This is a genomic window from Janibacter sp. LM (assembly GCF_039631275.1).
In the GTDB taxonomy this organism is placed as follows: domain Bacteria; phylum Actinomycetota; class Actinomycetes; order Actinomycetales; family Dermatophilaceae; genus Janibacter; species Janibacter terrae.
In genome coordinates this window covers 405,279-420,027 of sequence record NZ_JBDIVG010000001.1, presented here as the reverse complement: position 1 = coordinate 420,027, position 14,749 = coordinate 405,279, and the positions used below count along the sequence as shown (strand labels likewise).

Here is a 14,749-nt window from a genome sequence, read left to right as displayed (position 1 = left end):
AGGAAGAGCCGCAGGTCCTTGGCGTAGGACACCTGGGTCTGCTCCGAGAGCAACCTGTAGCTCGCCGACGCGAAGAAGGCCAGCACGTCGACGTCGGGCGCGCCGTCCGGTCGGAGCAAAAAGGGCTGCCCCGGACTCAAACCTGCTGATCGCTCCCTCACGACGAGCTCAGCCGCCCCCGAAGTGCCCACCCCGTGTTCCTCAAGCAGCGAGCGACCCAGCCTCCACATCACCGGGGTCGGGCTCGACATGGCCACACACTACCCCGCAACATCCCCACTTTCGGGGGAAGGGCGGGTCGATGTAGACAAGTTTGACCTTGCCGAGGTACGACTCCTGAAGAAGCTTCAGAGCGTCGAGGTTGTCTCCCTCGATGAAGAGGTTCTGAGTGCCTGCGAAGTCGACCGACTGGTCGACTACAGGCCGCAGTGTCTTCGCAATTGGTGCGTTCGCAGTGAAGGCTGCGGCGCGCTTTCCGGGCCAGTCGAGCTGGTATCGCTCTTGAGGCCCCTCAACTACCTCACCAGAGAGCTCCTGCCGCAGAAGATCGAAGTCGACAGCCCTCACCGGGTTGCCGTCGGCGTCGACGGCCTCGGTGATGACACCCGGGAACAACTCGGCAATCTTGCCAAGATTGCTGACCGTCAGGTCTGGTGACGTCATTCGAAGCTTCTCCACGCTGGTCCTTAGTTCGTGTTGCCCGTAGCCGGGGTGTCGGTCGCTCTCGTCAGATCTATGAGCGATGCTTGCTTAGCCTTTAAAGTTCGGCGCAGCTCGACCTTCCGATTGAGTTGCGGTTCGTTTCGGAGCTTCCGCTCCAAGGCGGTGATCTCTCGTTCGAGCGACCGAACGGACGTGAGTCTGCCAACCACGTCCGACAACGTCTCACCAGGGCGCGAAGCGACAAGCGTCATCGGCTGCAGAAGGGCCGTGTACATGCCCGCCAAGTCGATGGCTGTCGGAAGCGGGACTCGGTCGCCGGACGCGGGTTGCCAGTCGGTACTGAAGTATGGACCGAGCTTCGGGACGCCAGCGCCCAGCTGCTTGTGAGCACCGACCATGCGGATGGACCCGTCAGCGTTCTCTCCACGTCTGATTTCGAAAATGATCGGGGTTCGGACCGCCTTGTCGATAGCGGCAAGAACGCCCTCTGCGACGTCCTCTCCCTTCGCTTCGATCTCGAAGACCTGAACCTCCGGAACCCCACTACTGCCCGGAATGTTGATCGTGGCCTCGGCGAGCTTGTAGGCCCAGGTGATGCGTCGCACTTCCGAGACGAAGCGGTCCTTGACGGTCGATCCGAGATTGGTGTGTTCGTAGAACTTGGTCTTTGGAACGACCCGTCCGAACTCCGCCGCTTGCGGCCACTTGTAGAGAAGCGCCGTCATGCGCCCCCCTGTCCTGGATCGACGACAGCCAAGAAGGCGATCAACTCGAAGTCTTCTACGCCTCCGATGGCTTGGCTGAGGGCTGTTGTCGGGCCGTCGCTGAAAAGGCTGTCCAGGTCGCGTTCGTCGGTGACTTCGATCATCGACCGAATGGCCGCTGTCAGCAGTTCGGAGTACTTGCCCATCTCGGCGCCTTCGTTGGTCGCCGCGTTGAACACGCGCGTGACTGCGCTGACTGGTTCGTCGTGTGGACGGCAGCCGCCACGGATCACATCGAGCAGGTGTTTGACCTCAGTGTGGTCAGCAAGCACGTTCCCATCGTCGTCCAGATAGACGAGGTAGTGCGGGTGGAGGCGGTTGCCGCGGTCGATGTTCTCGTCAGCGTTCACGTTGCGAAGGGCAAAAATGACGCCCGGCTTGACTCCCTTGGCCCGGTCGGACGGGACGACGGCGTGGAGACCCTTCGGGAGGGTATCCAGCGCCCCGTGCTCACTGATGTAGCCGAGCAGGTCCATCCGGAAGTCATTAAGGCCGAGGTCAGTGATGGACACACCTACGCGGACGTCTTCGAGTTCGATGACCTCGTCCTGGAGCTTGCGGAGCTGTTCCTTGCGGTAGGCAGCGTCAGCACTTGCTGGGTCGAGGATGTTGTCGTCGCCCACGGCCGCAAGGTCTGCGATGACCATGCGGTTTTCGACGCGTTCCTTGAGGTTGATGTATTCGTCGAGAGAGATGTCGGGCCAGAAGTTGACGAGCTGGATCTGCGCGTTGGTCGAGCCGATGCGGTCGACGCGGCCGAAGCGCTGGATGATCCGCACCGGGTTCCAGTGGATGTCGTAGTTGACCAGGTAGTCGCAGTCCTGGAGGTTCTGACCCTCACTGATGACGTCGGTTCCGATGAGGACGTCGAGTTCGGCGGTCTCCTTCGGCATGGTGAGGTGGCGCTGCTTCGAGCGGGGCGAGAACAGCGTCAAGACCTGCTGAAAGTCGTGGCCCGGACCGAGGGTCGTCTTGGCTGCGTGCGCGCCTCCGGTGATGATCGCGCTCTCCAAGCCGACCTTGCTGAACGAGGGCGCGAGCTCGCGGAACAGGTAATTGGCAGTGTCGGCGAACGCAGAGAAGATCAGCGCCTTGCGGTTGTCGGGGTTGATGGGGTTGGCGGCCTTGTCCTCGATCAGCTGCTTGAGTCGCTGGAGCTTAACGTCGTGGTCGGGCGTGACCTTCTCCATCTCCTCCAGCAACTCACGAAGGGTTTCGCGGTCGTGCCACAGGTCGCGCTGCCAGGACTCGACGTCGATGTCCTCCAAGTCGATCTTGATCTTCTCCCCGAAAGACAGCGCCTCAACGTTGGCGTCGTCCTCGTCATCGACGTCGAGGTCCAGGTTGGCGAAGTCAACGTTCGTCTCCGGCATGGCGCCCGCGCGCGTCTCCAGTCGGGTAAGCGTCTTATCGACGGCGCCCTCGATCTTCCCTACGGTGAGCCTGAACGCTTCGACCGAGCTCTCCAACCGCTTGAGCAGGTTGACCGTCATGAGCTGCTTCAAGCCCTGCTCACGACCACGTTGGCCAAGGTTGGAACGAGCCGTGCCGCCCTTGACGTCGTAGAGGTCTTCGTACTTGCTCAGCCGGCTCGGAAAGACGTACGCGAGCGGCGTGTAGACCGCGAGCGTCAGCGCCTGGATCTGTTCGAAAATCTCATTGAACGACGCGACACCCGGGAGGTCGGTGAGGGGTGCTCGGATCGAGATCGGCGGAAGCCGCTCGGGGAACGCTCCGATCTCAGTCGTGTCATAGAAGGCCTGGATATGTTTCCGCGAGCGGGCGATGGTCACTGAATCCAGGAGCTCGAAATAGTCGAAATCGAGCATCTGGAGGATCTGCTCGGTGGTTCGAGCCTCGGGCGGGAGCTTCGACCAGTTGTTGAACGCGGTCTGCGCGTCCTTGAAGACCTTCTCGATCGTGGTCGACAGGTTGAGCTGCTGGGCGAGGTTCTCGGACTCCCCCTCGTAAGCGAGTTGGAGCTGATTCTTGAGGTCGTTGAACCGGTTGTTGACCGGCGTGGCCGAGAGCATCAAGACCTTGGTCTTCACGCCTTCGCGGATGACCTGGCGCATGAGCCGCTGATATCGCGACTCCTTCTCCTCCGCGTAGTCGGCATTGCGGAAGTTGTGCGACTCGTCGATCACCACGAGGTCGTAGTTGCCCCAGTTGATCCGATCGAGTCGCAGCCCCATCGACTCCCCGCGGGTGCGTGAGAGATCGGTGTGTGCGAGCACGTCGTAGTTGAACCGGTCTCTCGCGAAGATGTTAGTCGTCAGGTTGGCGTTGTAGTTGGTCCAGTTCTCCGACAGCTTCTTCGGTGCAAGAACGAGGACGGACTTGTTGCGCAACTCGTAGTACTTGATGACGGCCAGCGCGGTGAAGGTCTTACCGAGGCCGACGCTGTCGGCGAGGATGCAGCCGTTGTAGGTCTCCAGCTTGTTGATGATCCCGGTCGCAGCATCGCGTTGGAAGTTGTAGAGGCTCTGCCATACCTGAGTCTCTTGGTAGCCGGTGCGGTCGTTCGGGAGAACATCCTCGTTAATATCGTCGAGAAAATCAGCGAAGAGATTGTAGAGGATCAGGAAATAGATCCGCGCCGGCGAGTTTTCGGCGTACACGCTGGCAATGTGCTCGACGACCGCGTCGGTCACGTCATCGAGCTGCGCCGGGTTGTTCCAGATCTGGTCGAACAACGCGACGTATTGCGAGGCCAACGGCGCCTCATCGATGCGGTGCACCATGTTCGAGACCGCATTGCCTCGTTCGTATCCGAGGTCTGCGGTGGTGAACCCTTGGAGCGGCATGTAGGCAGCCACGTCGTCGACAACGGCGAACTGTTGCATGGGGTTGCCCGTGGAGTTCGACTTGAACGTCACCTTGCGCCGCACCCACGCCGCACACTCCTTAGCGATCGCGCGTTGGGTGAGCTTGTTTCGCAGCCGAATCTCGAACTCAGATCCGTAGAGACTCGACTCGCCAGTGCCGGCTGTGGGGATGAAAAACTCCCGCCGCTCCTTGCGAAACTTGTCCGTCGCCTTTTCGGCGACGAACGAGGGCGAGGTGAAGATGAAGTCAAGCTCCCCAACCTGCTCGAGTTCCTCGCGGAGGGCTTCGAAGGCGAAGATCGAGAAAGTGGAGGCAGCGATCCGGACCTTCGAGTCCGGAGCGATCTCGCCCTTGAGGTCGTCACCCAGCAGCGCGTTGAGGTTGTCGATGATCCTCATGTGGTTGGCTCGGGCCCGAACGCCGAGAGACGTGCACTTCCTTGGCCCCCTAACGGGCTGCCCACGGAACTGCTTGAGTACACCGTCTCCCCTCCCCGATCACTCGCCGAGATCACCTGGGTATGGATGCTAGCCGTTGGACCGCCTCGAAATGGTCGTCACCGCAGTCGTATCTGCTGAGATCTCAGCTCTGGACTCCGCCGGACTAAGCCGAAGGGTCCTGGGCGAGGTCTCCCGTGTCGACACCGCCCCGACACAGCCCGATGAAGGCCCCCAGCTCGAGGAAGCCCTGGACGCTGCTCGGCATGAAAGCGGTCAGGGCGTCCGATCGGACGATGACCGCTCGCCATTTGGCCCGAGACACAGCGACGTTGACGCGGTTACGACTCAGCAGGAACCCCATCCCCCGCGGCACGTCTCCGTGGGAGGACGCGGTCATCGAGACGAGAACGATCGGTGCCTCTTGTCCTTGGAACTTGTCGACGGTCCCGACCCTTACTCCACCGAGACCAGCCTGGCGGAGCGCATCGCGGATGCACATGACCTGTGCGTTGTAGGGGGCGACGACAAGGAAGTCCTCCTCGACCAGCTCACGCGGAGTTGTCCCGTCATCAGGGTCGGTCCACTCGTTGCCGAGCAGCCGCTGCACCCCCGCGGCGATGGCCTCAGCCTCTTCGGTCGAGACGGTCCGGTTGCCAGAATGCGGGAGCGAGATGACGCCGATGCCGGGGGCGACTCCCTCGAGATGACGGCCCGACGCTGCACCTGCCGGCCGCAGCTCACCGTCGTAGGAGAGGGTGGAAACTCGCTCGCACAGAGCGGGGTGCAGGCGGTACGTCTGCTCCAGGAAGTACCCCAGGTCACGAGGCAGCGTTCCGTGCTCGCCCATCACCCAGCCGAGTGCAGACTCGTCGACGGGCTCGGCGTGCGTCCCCTGACTGACCTGGGGCAGTTGTTGCGGGTCGCCGAGCAGGAGCAGTCGAGCAGCTGCCACCGAGGCACCGAGGGTCGGCGCCAGTGAGAACTGCCCTGCCTCGTCAACGACCAGCAGGTCGAGGCTGCCTCTTGGCACCGTCTTGTCGTTCGTGAAGTCCCAGACCGTCCCCCCGACGACGCATCCCGTGTCGGCGTGCTCATCTATGAAGGGTGCGACCTTGTCCAGCGACGCCCACGTCGGCGAGGTGCTCTTCGTCTTCCCCTTGCCCACCAATGATGGGTCCAGGCCTGCCTTGACCACTCCCGCCAGCATGTTCTCAACCACCGCATGGGACTGCGCGACGATCCCGATCCGCCACCCGTCTTCCTCGACGAGCCGCTTGATGACGCGAGCACCCGAGTAGGTCTTCCCTGTTCCGGGCGGTCCCTGCACCGCCACGTACGAGTTGCTCATCGCCCGCAGCGCTTCGACGACGCTCTCGATCTGTGATGGATGGTGCGGCAAGGGGGCGCCGTCGATGTCCAGCCGGGGAGTCCGGCGGGCCAGGAGATCAAGGGCGCTCGTTCGCGGAAGGGAGCTGTCAGAGACTGCGAGCTCAGCCACCTCGAAGATTGCTGCCTCGATGCTCTTGGTCTGTGGAGGGAATCCAGGGACCAGCGCGACGGGCAGGTCCGCGAAGGTCTCCGACAGAGGTCGGCTCTCGGTGAGCAGCACCACGCGCGGGTCGTCGGGGTCGACCTCCAGTGCTGCGACGGCGGCTGCAGCGAAGGGAACCCCCTCCGGTCCGGAGCTCTTCGGTGGGGCCGGAATCGGATACACGACCTGCACCTGAGCGCTCTTGGCGCTACCTGGCGTCCAGTCCCCCACCAGGCGGACCGTGCGGCGCGCGTTCTTGGCCTTTCCCCCTTCGGGCACTGCCCAGTCCCCCGCCACCTCAGCGGACTCGATGATGAAGATGTCGCGGCTCTCCGACCAGTCTGCGACCGGCTGACCGAGCCGTTCGAAGTGCTCCCACCAGAACTGCTTGCGCTCACGTCGGTAGTAGTCGAGCGAGGTCGCGAGCATCGCGTGGGCCTGCTCCTCAGGATCGCGGTTGAGGCGCTGGTCCGGCCCTGACTTCTCCATGAGCGCGCTGAAGAGAGGGTCGTGCTCCGACAGTTCCTCCCCCTTCTCGTCCTTGACCCGCGACACGATCTGGTCCCGCACTTCGAGGTCCGTCGCCCGGTCGAGGAGCCAGTCGCGCAGCCGTAGCGTGGAGAGGCAGTCGTACTCGTTGTAATCCGCGAGGGAGACGAGCCGGCGGTCGGCCTCGTCGGCATCGGTCTTCCGCAGATCTCGGTACTCGACGTAAGCAGTGATCGAACCCGCCCCATCGGGGACAGCGCTGTCACGAGGCTGGTCGTCCATGTAGAGGGGCTCGAGCTTCTTGATGCTGTAAGAGGGCTGCGAGACCCGGACGGAGCCGCGGACCGTGGCGAAGAGGTCGACGAAGACCTCGGAGCGGAGCAGGTCGTCGAGCTCGTTCTCCTTCGTCTGATAGCGCATCGCGAGGCGCTTGAGTGCAGTCGTCTCGTAGGGCGCGTAGTGGTAGACGTGCATGTCCGGGTGCAGGGCTCGACGTTCGGCGAGGTCGTCGATGAAGTCGACGAAGGCGGCGCGTTCCTCGGCCGCCGAGTGGGCCCAGGTCGCGGTGTAGACCTCGTCTGTATCCAGTACGCCCCAGAGGTACTCGAGCCCCACGCGCATCGGGTCGCCCTCGTCGTAGAGCGGATCACCCTCGAAGTCGAAGAAAACGTCACCGGGTGAGGGAGCAGGGAGCAGGCTCAGAGTTTTCGCGGCGCCGTCGACGAACTCATAGGTCACCGCGCCGTCTGCTTGCATCTGCTGCCACTGCAACGATGCCTGTGCACGGAGCTTGGCGAAGGTCGCCTTCGACACGCCGCTTGGCTGTGTCGTCGCCGTGGCAAGCTCCTTCACGGAGTGGATACCGGACGCGCGCAACTTACGACGCTGCTCCATGCGCAGCCCTGCGACGAGGATGAGGTCGTGAGCTTCGGTGGCCGCGTGCTCGCATTCCGGACAACTGCCACAGGCCATGTATCGGTCATCGCCCCAGGTGACAACATCGCCGGTGTCTCGATGCCCCGCGATCAGCCCGCGCAATCGCTCACGGCGCTCCTCGAAGACGGGCAACACATCCGAGACCCGGAAGTCCGCGCGCTGGCCGTCGCCGAGGAGCAGGGAAACGGTCGACGACAGGGGAAGGCCGGCCCTGAGGATCTGGTCAGCGTAGGCGCCCAGCTGGATGAGTGCCTTGGGCTTTGCGGAGCGCGCGATCTTGGCATCACACACTCGCCATCCGTCATCGACTCGCTCGACGAAGTCCGCGTACCCGAAGAACTCACCGTCGGAGAAGGTTGCCTGGTAGACGACGTCTGCCTCCGACCCGAAGGCCGTGAGTGTCGCCGATCGGGCGGACTCGATGCCGGACAGCGAGAAGGGCGCTGGCACGTGGTCGAGGACCGCGACATCGCGGTCCTGCTGAAGGGAAGTAAGGATCCGCTCTTCGTGGGCCGTGCCCAGCCGGCCGATGTGTTCTTGGAGCGGGTCTGCAAGCACGGTGATGCGCGGGGACCACCCCAGCACGTCGTCGAGTCGACGAAGCACGGCGTACTCGCACTCGGCCGCAGCCGTGAGGTCTGACGCGCTCCAGTGGAGCTGGTTGTCGATGAGGAACATGCACTACCTCTCGGTTGGGTAACGTTCTATGGGTGGTCGGAAATGCTGGTGACCTTCACCAGCCCACCGGAGAGTTCCTCCAAGGCCGGGAATGCCTTGGCTGCCAACTCCTGGGTCCACGAGTTCTTCTTCAGGACCCACGTATCCCCATCTTCGTGAATCGGCTCATTGACGAACCACTTGTCCATGGTGGCGGGCGCCCCAGCATCCGACATGCTCTTCCAAAGCACTTCTCCATGGGCGATCCCCGGAACTTGCCGAATATTCGCCTTGAGGACCTGCTGGACCTGAACCGGGGTCACTCCCACAGCGATCACCTCGTGCACCAGGCGCAGAGCGACTTGGCTACGTGCCAGGCCCGTTACGGTCCCGTTCGGAGAGTGGATGTCGAATTTCGTGTGACCACCGTGACCAGCCCCTCCGGAGCCTTGGCTCGTCTTCAGCTTCGCACTCACTTGGTGTGCCACTTCGACTGGTGCGACGAACTGCATGGCCGCCGCCAAGAATGGGTGGAGGTGCTGTTGGAGGCGTGAGCGCCCATCCGGGTCCACCGACGCCAGGCTCGCCTTGTACACCGCCGGAGAAAGGTCCACGGCGCTGCCGTCCTGCCCGTCTCTCAACTTCTCCAAGTAGGCCGAGATGCTGCGCACCTTCGCGACCTTCGACTGGTAAAACTTCGCGGGCACAACGAACTCGTTGGCTCGGGTCAACTCTGCCCACTGGAGGTCATCCGCGGTCGGTGGGTCGAGGAGACTCCACGCCTCCTCAACCACGTCTCGGAGCGCAGGGTCAACGTCGACGTGCCGATATCGCGCCCACGAGATCGCACGCAACTCGTCTGCGAATACCAGCCGTTCGTCGTCCGTGAGCCTGCCCATTGCGTGCGGAAGCCACACAAGGTTTGGCACGAAGCTGTTGGTCAGCGGGTGCGTCGCTGTGCTCTGACCCGTGTCAGACAGGTAGGACCAACAGTGAGACTGCATCCATTCGTGCGTCCCGCTCTTCAGGGCCTTCGACTTGAACGTCTCCTCGAGCCCACCAGACCACATGACTGGAAGATCATTCTTCAACGTGCCAACAGGAGAGTTGTCCGAGCGAAGAAGACCGGTCGTTGGGGATGCCGTTTTGATCAACGACTTCCCCGTCACGGTCGCCTTGGTCTTCGAGGCAGCGACCGAGTTGTCCCTCACGACCCACGGAAGCAACACTGGCCACGCTTGATACGTCTCGACTGGCAACCAAACACCCGCGCGCAACAACAATTGTCGAGCTGCCTGACGTTGCTGATCTCCGCCGCGACGAAAGGCCCAGGCGAGGCTCTGAAACATGGCTGAGGATCCCGCGACCGAGGGTTGCGGGGATGGCTCGAACGGCTCCTCGCGCGCAGCCATACCCTCGGCGTCCGCAAACTCACTCATTCGACTCTCCCAGTCATCGAGTTGCCTACGGAATCGCCTGTTCGGTGACGCTGCGGGCAGGGCTGAACTAACCCTCTTCGTCGCGGCCTTGACCTCGACTCCGCTGAGCATGGCGTATGCGATGCCCACCGTGGGGGTTCGCGACTGCGCGGCTACACAGTGGATAAGAACCTGGTGGCCTTCCGCCCGCAAGGTGGCGACAGTCTGCGCCGCGTCACGGAGGACAAACTCGAGGTTGAGGTTCGACTCCGGCGCAGCCTCATCGATGAGGCGGAAGACCACCTGCTCCACCCCTGAGGGCACCTGCTCCGTGCCGGTCAGGCACAGGCTGACGACCGCGGTGATCTCGTCCGGCAGGTCATCGAGCGCAAGGACATTGCCGAGCCACACCCCTTCGTCGAAGGGGTGCTGCACGAGGACAGGCCGGTCGGCTTGGACGTACGGGATGTACTGCCGCCCCGGCCAGCCGTACCCGTTGGACCGCCCACCGTGCACGGCAAGGTGCGCGAGCTCGACGAGCTCCTCGGCCGTCCGTCCCGGGTAGCCGTGAACGATCCGACGCCAGGCCGCGGGCACCGAGGACGCACCCCAGCGCGCACCCAGCAGACCGCCGGCGATCGCGGCTACGGTGTCGGTGTCGTTGCCGATCCCAATCGCTGTCGCCAGCACGTCCTGCAGGTGCAGGCACGGCACGTCCTCCGGAACCGGGGTGTGGCAGATCGCGGACCAAGCTGCTTGGAGCGCAGTGACGACGTAGCTGTTGGGGGTGAAGGTCTTGGGGTCCCAGGCTTCGGCATCGTCGATGCGCTCGGTCCAGAACTCGCGCGCCTCGAGCGGGAGGAACTGCAGCCCCGACCGCAGGTTGAATTTCCCCTCGAGCACGCCGTGGCGAATCGCGAGTGACCACAGAGCGCAGGCCTGGCCGGCCCGCGGGTCGGTGTGGGTGAGCGCGGAGATCGCCATCGCTGCCTCGACGATCGCGGTCGGGTCGCCAAGGTGGGTGAGGGCGACCGGGCTCGTCCGCATGAGGGAGCCGTTGCCGCCGGTGCGGCCGGTGCGCTCGTGGAGGTGGGCGGCGGCTTGGGTCATGCCGCTCGCGAGGTGGCCTGGGTCGTCCCTTCGAGATGCTTGCTGCGCAAGCTCCTCAGGGAGCGTTGGGGTGACCTCCGGATCCTGAGGAGGCGCGCCAGCGCCGTCTCGAAGGACAGAGAGCGTGGAGGACAGGACCCGGCGCGTCTGGGTGCCGACGTCGGGCGGGCCGGAGGCGTACCAGTCGAGGAAGCCCTGCGCGATCTCGTCCAGTGCCTCCGGGGAGGTGAGGTCGGCCCCCTTCGCCGCGACGGCCGCGATCGCCCAGGTCATGGACGTGTCGTCGGTCCACTCCCCCGGCGCGAAGTTGCCGAGGCCGCCGCCGATCATCGCCGGACCCTCGGGACCGACTGCGGCGCAGCCGAACTCGTAGCCGGCGCCGAGCGCGTCACCCACGGCGGAGCCGAGGATGACACCGCAGGCGCGGTCCTTCTGTGCGGTGGTGAGGTCCATCTCAGGCCACCTCTCCCCCGACGCGCAGCGCCAGGTCGTCTCGGGTCGCGCTCAGCGCGCTGAGGAAGAGCTCCAGCGTCGTCGTCAGGTGCTCAGGGGCGAAGGGGGACGTGTCGACGATCGCGGTCTGGACGACATCGCGACCGATGACCTGCCACCGGATCCACGGGGTGGAGCGGTTGAGGATCCCGGCCTCGACCGCGGCCTGCCGGCGCGAATGGGCGCTGTGGGCGACGCGGGTGAAGATCTCGATGCCGGGCGTGCCCGGGAGGAGGCGGATCCAGACCCGCTGGCCGTCGTGGTCGACGAAGAAGTCGTCGTCCTCGTCGCGACCCACGGGCATCGAGCTCCCGATGGTCTCCTCGACGAGGTCGAGCAGGGTGTCGCGGTCGGCGACGTGGTGGACGCCGGGGCCGGCCCCCTTCGTCCACTCCAGACCCAGGACACCGGACCACTGGGCGCAAGGTCCGGACGCCCGGTGCGTCAGGAGGTGCGGGTGCGGGATGGCGCACTTGCGGTGCAGCCACGTGATCGCCCGGCTCACGAGCGCCCTGCGACCACCGTGACGCTCGTCCAGGTGGTCGCCGCCGATCGCCAGCACGAGGACCTCACCCATGACGAACTCCACCGTCGGCAGGTCGTGCAGCTCGCCGTCCCGCCCGACCTCGAGGACGAGGCTCTCGCCCTCGACCTCCATCGTGTGGACGAAGGTCCGCAGCCGGTGCTCGAGGACCCGCCACTCCCTGTTGATCTCTGCGACCCCCGCCGCCATCTCGTGCTCAGTCATCGCCATCGCTCCCCTCACCTTTAGCGTGTTGTTCTCGCTAAACATTAGCACGTGATCCGCGCTAATGTGCAGGTATGTCCCGACGACGTTCCCTCGACGCCTACCCCCGCCCCGGCGTGACCGTGGACCTGGCGGTCCTCACCGTCACCTCAGCGGGCACCGACGACGCAGCCCTGCGGGTGCTCGTGCAGGAACGGTGGGACCCCGATGGGCGGGTGCTGCCGGGTCGCTTCCTGCGGGAACGGCACACGGTCGTGGACACGGTGCAGGACGTCTTCGAGCACAAGGTCGGGGTGCGCCCCAGCGCGGTCACTCCCCCGCGGCTGCTCCGGCTCTTCGACGCACCCGATCGTGACGACCGGACGTGGGCGATCTCGGTGGCCTACTCGGTGTCGATGCCGGAGCACGAGCTCGAGGGAGCGAGGGGGGAGCTCGTCGCGGTGTCGCGCGATGGGTCGCTCGAGGACGGCGGGCCGATGCTCTGGGACCACGACGAGATCGTCTCTGCCGCAGTCGAATCACTACGGGAGCGGTACGAGTTCAGGTACCGCTATTCCGACACCGCGCCCGATCCGGACGGGTTCCTGGCCGAGCCCTTCACCCTGCACCAGCTGCGCAAGGTGCACGAGGCGGTCGTCGGCGAGGAGTTGCACAAGGACAACTTCGCGCGGCGAATGAAGCCTCAGCTGAAGCCGGTCATGCGCGGTGGTGAGGTGGTGAGGTCGACCGCTCATCGGGGGCGGCCGGCGACGTTGTATCGGAAGGCTCAGCCGTAGGCCTCAACAGCTACGACGAGGATCTGGCGCGATGGGTCCCCCGCGTGCATCATTGGTCCTGCGGTGGGGAGACCGGCACGAGCAGAGGAACGTCATGAGCAGTCCGCCCGACCCCAGACTGACGCCTCTCGTCGAGGCCCTGTCCGGAACCAATCCAGAGTTCGAGCCCCTTCGAGTGCACTTCATGGTTCGCTCCACCTTCATCGTCGCGACCATCGACGAAATCACCTCACGCATTCTCGTGCGAGCGATCCTCGATCCGGACGAAGAGGTGAGCCTCGTACGAGGATGGGTTGAGCGCCAGCCACAACCCGCAACTGGGGCCCTCAACTGGAGCACGATGGAGTACGACGACGACCTCGTGGAGCATGCGCCAGTCCTTGCCTTCGAGCGATCTCTCGACACTGTCTGGGCGGCGGATCCTCTCGTTGACGAGATTGACGCGTACAGACGCGCTTGGAACGCTTGCGAAACCGCGGAGCCCGCAACGTCAGCGAAGAACTGGGTCCCCCCCGACGATCCCCGCGATCTTGCTCCCGAGAGCGCTTGGCTGCTCTTCGGGAGCGACGAGTCCTACCCCGACAGCGACGAGCTCGAGGAGCAAGCGCGGGGAGCGCGGATCGGGATGTACGTCAACGAGTGGACTGCGGCGTCCAACACGCGGCGCGGTGACCTGTTGCTCATCTACTTCATCAAGCCTCGCAAGGCTGTGCACTTCATCGCTCGCGCTGCGTCCGACGCGCACTTCGTGCGCGAGGAGTTTGACGAAGCGTCTGCGGGGAAGGTCCAGTTCAGCCCCACGCAGTGGTGGGTGGACACCACCCCTCTCGTGAAGATCGAGCCCATCCCGCTCGAGCGCTTGTTGGACAGCACTGGCGGTGGGCTCGTCCTGAGATCACGGTCCGGAATCTTCATGGATCCTCGCGCCATCACCAGGCTGGAGTTCTTCGCTCAGGACCGCGCGCAGCAGAGCGAAGTCGATCGCATCGCCGCCACCCCTACCGGGCTGGCGGATCTCCCTTCGCCCACGACCATGACGTTTGACGAGTGGCGCGACATCGCATCAGGCGCGCTCAAGCTAGAAGCACATGTCTCGAGCCACATCGTGGAGCCGCTCCTCAGGTGGCTCATCCCGGACCAGGACATGACGTTCGTCCGGGAGTACAGGATCGGCAAGCGCTTGGCCGACTTCGTCATTCTCGACCGCGACAGACACCCCATCCACGTCATCGAGGTCAAGAAGCGCATCAAGAGTGCTCACGGCCAACGGTGGGAGGACACACCCGACTTTGCTCAAGTCAGGTGGTACGCAGATCGACTCAAGGTCGCCGCGACGCTGATCGACTCCCAGCGGTTGATGCTCGTCGACCACCGCGGGGGTGAGCCAACCCGCATCCTCACGCGTCGAGACTTGTCCACGGAGGACCTCGCGGGCCTCCGCACCCACATGCTGGGCTCGGCCCTGGCCGACTCCCCCACGAAAAGATTCCGCGTGCACAACGCCATGGATCGCAGCCAGCGGCCATTCGGCACCCTCGACACCGATGACACGGGCGTGTTGCTCGCGTTCACGCGCGACGACGGCATCGAGACCACGACGTTCAGTGCCGAGATCCACGCGCGACTCACTCTGCAACAGCTCATGGGCTCGTACCGCAACTACGTCTTTACGCCGGAGTCGTTGGCCCGATGACAACGACCTTCCCCTCCGCCGAACCATGTGACGGCGGATGTCGCCGACGACGCAGCCCCAGATGCGCGAGTCCATTTCTCCCCATCGGCGCTAGCGGGGAGAGGCCATCACGCCTGCAGGAGTGCAACCATCTCGTCGTGCAGTCGAGTGTCGCTCGGGTCCAACCCGTTGAGTGCCTCCACCAGAGTCACCTGTGATTGCCG

The 14,749-nt window shown here is 64.3% G+C and carries 8 protein-coding genes; 2 read left to right on the top strand and 6 right to left on the bottom strand.

Annotated features, from left to right (window positions below; genetic code table 11):
* Window positions 1-201: 201 nt before the first annotated feature.
* From ABC138_RS01945 to ABC138_RS01920, 6 genes are all read right to left on the bottom strand, one after another.
* Window positions 202-678 (bottom strand): site-specific DNA-methyltransferase (adenine-specific), encoded by a 477-nt coding sequence (locus ABC138_RS01945; protein ID WP_345912581.1) that lies wholly within the window; start codon window positions 676-678, stop codon window positions 202-204.
* 8 nt (window positions 679-686) lie between these two features.
* Window positions 687-1,388 (bottom strand): DUF4391 domain-containing protein, encoded by a 702-nt coding sequence (locus tag ABC138_RS01940; RefSeq protein ID WP_345912580.1) that lies wholly within the window; start codon window positions 1,386-1,388, stop codon window positions 687-689.
* The gene (locus ABC138_RS01935; RefSeq protein ID WP_345912579.1) at window positions 1,385-4,654 is read right to left on the bottom strand and encodes a helicase-related protein; all 3,270 of its coding nucleotides are present in this window, start codon (window positions 4,652-4,654) and stop codon (window positions 1,385-1,387) included. The genes ABC138_RS01940 and ABC138_RS01935 overlap by 4 nt, the downstream gene beginning before the upstream one ends.
* A 205-nt stretch (window positions 4,655-4,859) precedes the next feature.
* Window positions 4,860-8,330: a TM0106 family RecB-like putative nuclease gene (locus ABC138_RS01930; protein WP_345912578.1), complete on the bottom strand. Its 3,471-nt coding sequence runs from the start codon at window positions 8,328-8,330 to the stop codon at window positions 4,860-4,862.
* Window positions 8,331-8,356: 26 nt separating this feature from the next.
* Window positions 8,357-11,290, bottom strand: coding sequence for an ADP-ribosylglycohydrolase family protein (locus tag ABC138_RS01925; RefSeq protein WP_345912577.1), 2,934 nt, complete (start codon window positions 11,288-11,290; stop codon window positions 8,357-8,359).
* A gap of 1 nt (window position 11,291) precedes the next feature.
* Window positions 11,292-12,077, bottom strand: a complete 786-nt coding sequence (locus ABC138_RS01920) for a hypothetical protein (RefSeq protein ID WP_345912576.1) — start codon at window positions 12,075-12,077, stop codon at window positions 11,292-11,294.
* 74 nt (window positions 12,078-12,151) lie between these two features.
* On the opposite strand from ABC138_RS01920, the gene ABC138_RS01915 reads away from it, so the two are divergent.
* Together ABC138_RS01915 and ABC138_RS01910 are read left to right on the top strand one after the other, a co-directional pair.
* Window positions 12,152-12,853 carry an NUDIX hydrolase gene (locus ABC138_RS01915; protein ID WP_345912575.1) on the top strand — a complete coding sequence of 234 codons (702 nt, stop codon included), beginning with the start codon at window positions 12,152-12,154 and terminating at the stop codon, window positions 12,851-12,853.
* A 94-nt stretch (window positions 12,854-12,947) separates the two neighbouring features.
* Window positions 12,948-14,546, top strand: coding sequence for a hypothetical protein (locus tag ABC138_RS01910; RefSeq protein ID WP_345912574.1), 1,599 nt, complete (start codon window positions 12,948-12,950; stop codon window positions 14,544-14,546).
* Window positions 14,547-14,749 lie beyond the last annotated feature (203 nt).

Coding starts and splice junctions, on each gene's coding strand:
- ABC138_RS01940 (WP_345912580.1), bottom strand. CDS start 1,388: ATGACGGCGCTTCTCTACAAGTGGCCGCAAGCGGCGGAGTTCGGACGG.
- ABC138_RS01935 (WP_345912579.1), bottom strand. CDS start 4,654: ATGAGGATCATCGACAACCTCAACGCGCTGCTGGGTGACGACCTCAAG.
- ABC138_RS01930 (WP_345912578.1), bottom strand. CDS start 8,330: ATGTTCCTCATCGACAACCAGCTCCACTGGAGCGCGTCAGACCTCACG.
- ABC138_RS01925 (WP_345912577.1), bottom strand. CDS start 11,290: ATGGACCTCACCACCGCACAGAAGGACCGCGCCTGCGGTGTCATCCTC.
- ABC138_RS01920 (WP_345912576.1), bottom strand. CDS start 12,077: ATGACTGAGCACGAGATGGCGGCGGGGGTCGCAGAGATCAACAGGGAG.
- ABC138_RS01915 (WP_345912575.1), top strand. CDS start 12,152: ATGTCCCGACGACGTTCCCTCGACGCCTACCCCCGCCCCGGCGTGACC.
- ABC138_RS01910 (WP_345912574.1), top strand. CDS start 12,948: ATGAGCAGTCCGCCCGACCCCAGACTGACGCCTCTCGTCGAGGCCCTG.